The organism is Pseudomonas sp. AKS31, from assembly GCF_023634765.1.
GTDB lineage: Bacteria > Pseudomonadota > Gammaproteobacteria > Pseudomonadales > Pseudomonadaceae > Aquipseudomonas.
Window position 1 is genome coordinate 31264 of record NZ_JAMLFX010000011.1, and the last position, 2072, is coordinate 33335.

The 2072-nt window shown below is 58.8% G+C and carries 1 protein-coding gene; it reads left to right on the forward strand.

From position 1 onward, the window contains the following. Positions 1-285 precede the first annotated feature (285 nt). Entirely contained in the window at positions 286-1950 is a 1665-nt protein-coding gene (gene pgi / locus M9827_RS22040; RefSeq protein ID WP_250607130.1) for a glucose-6-phosphate isomerase, read from the forward strand. The last annotated feature ends 122 nt before the right edge of the window (positions 1951-2072 follow it).

The following is a 2072-nucleotide window of genomic DNA, read 5'->3' on the forward strand; positions in this document are numbered from 1 at the left end:
CTCGCTCCCACAGGTCTTTTCGGTACTGCACAAACCAGCTGCCAGCATGCCGGAGGGGTGAAAGTCTTCCAGGCACCTCCGTTTGTCGGCCAGATTCCTCTGCGAATGTTAAAAAAGTACAGGGATCTGGTCAGACAAAGTCAAGACAGAACGCAGCGCGAGGTTTACTGTATTCGCCCTGTGTCCGGAAATCGTGCCGACACAGTTGATCCCATGCCCAAACATGGCGTGCCGGGTCTGTTCAGTGTTCAAAAGGCCGTTCAAGTAAAAAGGAAAACCGCAGCGATGGCGTATTACCTCACTCCTCAAGACGTTACCGCTCTGCCCGCCTGGCAAGCGTTGAAAGATCACCGCCAAGCCATGCAGGATTTCAGCATGCGCGAAGCCTTCAACGCCGATCCGCAGCGCTTCAACCAGTTCACCCTCAGCAGCTGCGGACTGTTTCTCGATTATTCGAAGAATTTGATCAACGCCCAGACCCGCAACCTGCTGGTCGGTCTGGCCAATGAAGTCGATCTCAAGGGCGCCATCAAAGCGCTGTTTGAAGGCGAAATCGTCAACACTTCCGAAGGCCGCCCGGCGCTGCACACCGCCCTGCGTCGCCCGGTGGGCGACAAGCTGTCGGTCAATGGCGTCAACGTGATGCCGGAAGTCCACAAGGTTTTGAACCAGATCACCGATCTGGTTGGCCGGATTCACGATGGCCTGTGGCGTGGCTACACCGAGAAGCCGATCACCGACGTGGTGAACATCGGTATCGGCGGCTCGTTCCTCGGCCCTGAGCTGGTCTCCGAAGCGCTGCTGTCCTACGCGCAGAAAGGCGTGCGTTGCCACTATCTGGCGAACATCGATGGCAGCGAATTCCACGAGCTGACGCAGAAACTGCGCGCCGAGACCACGCTGTTCATCGTTTCGTCGAAGTCCTTCAACACTCTGGAAACCCTGAAAAACGCTCAGGCTGCTCGCGCTTGGTACCTGGCGCAGGGCGGTTCGGAAGCCGAGCTGTATCGTCACTTCATCGCCGTATCGAGCAACAACGCGGCAGCTGTGGCATTCGGTATCCGCGAAGAAAACATCTTCCCGATGTGGGACTGGGTCGGTGGGCGTTACTCGCTGTGGTCGGCCATCGGTTTGCCGATTGCCCTGGCCATCGGCATGTCCAACTTCAAGGAACTGCTGTCCGGCGCCTACACCATGGACCAGCACTTCCAGACCGCACCATTCGAACAGAATATGCCGGTGCTGCTGGCCCTGCTCGGCGTCTGGTACGGCAACTTCTGGGGCGCACAAAGCCACGCGATCCTGCCGTACGACCACTATCTGCGTAACATCACCAAACACTTGCAACAGCTGGACATGGAATCCAACGGCAAGAGCGTGCGCCAGGACGGCACCGCAGTCTCGACCGATACCGGCCCAGTGATCTGGGGCGGCGTCGGCTGCAACGGTCAGCACGCTTACCACCAGTTGCTGCACCAAGGTACCCAACTGATCCCGGCCGACTTCATCGTGCCGATCGTCAGCTTCAACCCGGTTTCCGACCACCATCAGTGGCTGTACGCCAACTGTCTGTCGCAGAGCCAGGCGCTGATGCTCGGCAAGACCTTGCCGGAAGCCGAGCAGGAACTGCGCGACAAGGGCATTAGCGAAGAGCAGGTGCACCAACTCGCGCCGCACAAGGTGATCCCGGGCAACCGCCCGAGCAACACCCTCGTGGTTGAACGCATCAGCCCGCGGCGTCTCGGCGCACTGGTGGCGATGTATGAGCACAAAGTGTTCGTGCAAAGCGTGGTCTGGGGCATCAACGCCTTTGATCAGTGGGGCGTGGAACTGGGCAAGGAACTGGGCAAAGGCGTTTACAACCGCTTGGTTGGCAGCGATGAAACCCTTGCCGATGACCCTTCCACTCAGGGCCTGATCAACTACTTCCGCGGTCGTCACCGCGGGTGATGTGAATGGGTTGCCCACAATTCCAGTGGGCAACCCATCTCCAATGTGGGAGCGAGCCTGCTCGCGAATGCGGTGTGTCATTCAGCATCTTTGTTGACTGACACACCGCATTCGCGAGCAGG